The following is a 4,046-nucleotide window of genomic DNA, read 5'->3' on the forward strand; positions in this document are numbered from 1 at the left end:
CTTCGGGCCTTCTTGCTTTTCAGGCCCGGCGCGCGCTCCTCGTCCGAAAGAACGATGCCTTCACTTGCCAGCCTCCTCCTTCCGCGCCGGTCCACCCCGACCGGCGGTGGATGGGCAGAGAAGCCCCCGCCGCGGAGCATGACCATCGTGCCAAAGACCCTCTCCCTCCCACTGCGCTGGAATCCGGAAGACCCGGATTTCTGGGCCGGCCATGGCCGGGCGGTGGCGCTGCGCAACCTCTGGGTCGCCATTCCCGCGTTGGCGCTGTCGTTCGCGGTGTGGATGCTGTGGTCGGTGCTCGTCGTGCACCTGCCGGCGGCTGGTTTCCGTTACAGCACCAACCAGCTGTTCTGGCTGAGCGCGTTGCCGGCGCTGTGCGGCGCCACGCTGCGCATCTTCTACGGCTTTGCCGTGTCCTGGGTCGGCGGGCGGCGCTGGACGGCCCTGTCCACGGCCAGCTTGCTGCTGCCGGCCGCTGGCATCGCGCTGGCGGTGCAGGACCCCGCCACGCCCTATGAATGGATGGTGGTGTTGGCCCTGCTGTGCGGCCTGGGCGGCGCCAACTTCGCCAGCGGCATGGCCCACATCAGCGCCTGCTTCCCGGCGCGCGAGCAGGGCAGGGCGCTGGGCCTGGGCGCCGGTTGTGCCCATCTCGGCGTGGGCCTGGTGCAATGGGCTGTGCCGGTGGTCATTACGCTGGACCTCTTCGGCCTGCCCGCTCAATCGGGCGGGCTGTGGCTGGCCAATGCCGGCCTGGTGTGGCTGCCGCTGATCGCGCTTGCCAGCATGGCGGCCTGGTTCGGCATGGACGACCTGCCCTCGGCCGGTGTTGGCATGGCCGAGCAGGCCCAGCTCTTCACGCACCGCCACAGCTGGCTGATGAGCTGGCTCTACCTGGGCAGCTTCGGCAGCTTCATCGGCTTCGCGGCGGCCGGCCCGCTGCTGTTGCGCAGCCAGTTCCCCGGCTTCGAGGGCGCGCAGCACCTGGTGTGGCTGGGTCCGTTGCTGGGCGCGCTGGCGCGGCCGCTGGGCGGCTGGGTGGCCGACGACTTCGGCGGCGCGCGCGTCAGCCTGGCCTGCTTCGGCGGCCTGGCGCTGGGCGTCGTCGGCGTGCTGGCCAGCCTGGGCATGGAAGGCGGCGCTTGGCTGTTCGGCGCCAGCTTCCTGCTGCTCTTTGTCGCCGCCGGTATCGCCAACGGCAGCACCTTCCGCATGGTGCCGCTGGGCTTCGTGCGCGAGGCGCAGCAAAGCCGACGTACCTTGCCCGAAGCGCAGGCCCAGGGCGCCGCGGCACTCGGCCTGTGCTCAGCCGTCGGTGCCTACGGCGGCTTCTTCATTCCCAAGAGTTTTGGCAGCGCGATCACGCTGGCCGGCGGCCCCGAGGCCGCGCTCTATTGCTTCCTGGCGTTCTACCTGAGCTGCATGGCCATCTGCTGGTGGTTCTACGGCCGTCGCCACGCCCCCCTGTCCTGCTAACGGAGAAATCAATGTCCCATTTCCTGGATCGACTGACCGCCTTCCAGCTGCCCAAGGAGGTCTTCGCCGGTGGCCACGGCGTGAGCACCGGCGAGGACCGCACCTGGGAGGACGCCTACCGCAACCGCTGGGCGCACGACAAGATCGTGCGCAGCACGCACGGCGTGAACTGCACCGGCTCCTGCTCATGGAAGATCTACGTCAAGGGCGGCATCGTCACCTGGGAGACCCAGCAGACCGACTACCCGCGCACCCGCCCCGAGCTGCCCAACCACGAGCCGCGCGGCTGCGCGCGGGGCGCGAGCTACAGCTGGTATCTCTACAGCGCCAACCGCRTGAAGTACCCGATGGTGCGCGGCCGCCTGCTCAAGCGCTGGCGCGAGGCGCTGGCGGTCTCGAAGAGCCCGGTCGATGCCTGGGCGCTGATCCAGAGCGACGAGAGCGCCCGGCGTGACTACCAGCAGCTGCGCGGCATGGGCGGCTTCGTGCGCTCCACCTGGGACGAGGTCAACGAGCTGATCGCTGCGGCCAACGTCTACACGATCAAGGAGCACGGCCCGGACCGCGTCATCGGCTTCTCGCCCATCCCGGCGATGTCCATGGTCAGCTACGCGGCAGGCAGCCGGTATCTGAGCCTGATCGGCGGCGTCTGCATGAGCTTCTACGACTGGTACTGCGACCTGCCGCCGGCCAGCCCGCAGGTCTGGGGCGAGCAGACCGACGTGCCCGAATCGGCCGATTGGTACAACAGCAACTACATCATTGCCTGGGGCAGCAACGTGCCGCAGACGCGCACGCCGGACGCCCACTTCTTCACCGAGGTGCGCTACAAGGGCGCCAAGACGGTGGCGGTGACGCCCGACTACTCCGAGGTCGCCAAGCTGGCCGACCTGTGGCTGCACCCCAAGCAGGGAACCGACGCGGCACTGGCCATGGCCATGGGCCACGTCGCGCTCAACGAGTTCTATTTCAAGGAGCGCAGCCCCTATTTCGACGACTACGCGCGCCGCTACACCGACCTGCCGCTGCTCGTGCTGCTGGAGGAGCAGACCCTGCCCGACGGCCGCAAGACCCGCGTGCCCGGGCGCTACCTGCGCGCCAGCGACCTGGCCGGCCAGATGGGCCAGAGCAACAACCCGGAGTGGAAGACGCTGGCCTACGACGCCACCGGCCGCCTGGTGCTGCCCCACGGCTCCATCGGCTTTCGCTGGGGTTCAGAGGGCCGCGACGACACCGGCAAGTGGAACCTCGAAGCCAGGGAAGCCGAGGGTGGCGGTGACGTCAAGCTCAAGCTCTCCCTCGTCGAGGACGGCGAGCAGGCGCACGACATCGTCGACGTTGCCTTCCCCTATTTCGCCGGCAGCGCCAGCGCGCACTTCACGCCCAACCCTCAGCAGGACGGCGTCAGCCACTGCGCCCGCGTGCCGGCCACCACGCTGAAGACGCAGGACGGCGAGGTGCTTGTCGCCACCGTCTTCGACCTGCAGGCTGCCCAGTACGGCATCGACCGCGGCTTCGGCTCGGGTGCCGCGAGCTACGACGACAACGCCCCCTACACGCCCGCCTGGCAGGAAGCCATCACCGGGGTGCCGCGCGCGCAGGTCATCCGCGTGGGGCGCGAGTTCGCCGAGAACGCGCACAAGACCAAGGGCAAGTCGATGATCATCATCGGCGCCGCGATGAACCACTGGTACCACTGCGACATGAACTACCGCGGTGTCATCAACCTCCTGATGATGTGCGGCTGCATCGGCCAGAGCGGTGGCGGCTGGGCGCATTACGTCGGCCAGGAGAAGCTGCGCCCGCAGACCGGCTGGACGGCGCTGGCCTTCGCGCTGGACTGGATCCGGCCGCCGCGCCAGATGAACAGCACCAGCTTCTTCTACGCCCACACCGACCAGTGGCGCTACGAGAAGCTGAACGTGGACGAGGTGCTGTCACCACTGGCGACCGAGGCCGAGCGTGCCGAGTTCGCCGGCAGCCTGATCGACTGCAATGTGCGCGCCGAGCGCATGGGCTGGCTGCCCAGCGCGCCGCAGCTCAAGACCAACCCGATGCAGGTGGTGAAGGATGCCGCTGCCGCCGGCATGGAGCCCAAGGACTACGTCGTGCGCGGCCTGCGCGACGGCTCGCTGCAGATGAGCTGCGAAGACCCCGACGCGCCGCAGAACTGGCCGCGCAACATGTTCGTCTGGCGCTCCAACCTGCTGGGCTCCAGCGGCAAGGGCCACGAGTATTTCTGCAAGCACCTGCTCGGCACCGAGAACGGCGTGCAGGGCATGGACCWCGGCGTGGACGACGCCAAGCCCAACGAAGTGCGCTGGCATGCCCAAGCGCCGCAGGGCAAGCTGGACCTGCTCGTGACGCTGKACTTCCGCATGAGCACGACCTGCCTGTACAGCGACATCGTGCTGCCCACCGCCAGCTGGTACGAGAAGAACGACCTCAACACCAGCGACATGCACCCCTTCATCCACCCGCTGTCCGCGGCCGTGGACCCGGTCTGGCAGTCGCGCAGTGACTGGGAGATCTACAAGGGTTTCGCCAAAGCCTTCAGCAAGGTCTGCATC

Annotated in this window: 2 protein-coding genes; both read left to right on the forward strand. The window is 68.5% G+C overall.

The genetic code is table 11. From position 1 onward, the window contains the following. Window positions 1-138 precede the first annotated feature (138 nt). The gene (locus AC1DU6_RS22320; protein ID WP_477859686.1) at window positions 139-1,476 is read left to right on the forward strand and encodes an MFS transporter; all 1,338 of its coding nucleotides are present in this window, start codon (window positions 139-141) and stop codon (window positions 1,474-1,476) included. An 11-nt stretch (window positions 1,477-1,487) separates the two neighbouring features. Further along, window positions 1,488-4,046: nitrate reductase subunit alpha (locus tag AC1DU6_RS22325; protein WP_477859687.1), on the forward strand; the 2,559-nt coding region annotated here is incomplete at its 3' end.

The sequence above is a fragment of the Roseateles sp. P5_B10 genome (genome assembly GCF_056400485.1).

What these genes read in the sequence shown, in the direction of transcription:
- AC1DU6_RS22320 (WP_477859686.1), top strand. Translation starts at nt 139, where the DNA reads ATGACCATCGTGCCAAAGACCCTCTCCCTCCCACTGCGCTGGAATCCG.